We start from the raw sequence: 277 nt of genomic DNA on the forward strand, positions 1-277 counted from the left end.
ATGCTTAATCTGGGTAATGACGAGGTTCGTGCGATTCCTTCGGCCGGAGCGGCGCGCGACGCGCCCGGCGGGCCAAAAGAGACGGGAAAGCGCCGCGCGCCTTCCCGTTTCGCTTCCGTCGGTTATTTCGCGATCGATGCGCTCTTCAGGCGGCCGAACGCACCTTCGATCAGTGCCTTCTGCTGCTCGTAGTGCTTCGCGTAGTAGCCAACCGCCGGCGAGGCCGAAGCCGGACGGCCGCTGTATGCCAGCTTCTGCCCTTCCTTCATGCCTTCCT

Annotated in this window: 1 protein-coding gene; it reads right to left on the reverse strand. The window is 63.5% G+C overall.

Annotated features, from left to right (window positions below):
* Positions 1-122 precede the first annotated feature (122 nt).
* Entirely contained in the window at positions 123-269 is a 147-nt protein-coding gene (locus R0J88_RS19825) for a hypothetical protein (RefSeq protein WP_410900850.1), read from the reverse strand.
* Positions 270-277 lie beyond the last annotated feature (8 nt).

It is taken from the genome of Pseudoalteromonas sp. SIMBA_162 (assembly GCF_046535955.1).
Lineage (GTDB): Bacteria > Pseudomonadota > Gammaproteobacteria > Enterobacterales > Alteromonadaceae > Pseudoalteromonas > Pseudoalteromonas marina.

Coding starts and splice junctions, on each gene's coding strand:
- R0J88_RS19825 (WP_410900850.1), bottom strand. CDS start 269: ATGAAGGAAGGGCAGAAGCTGGCATACAGCGGCCGTCCGGCTTCGGCC.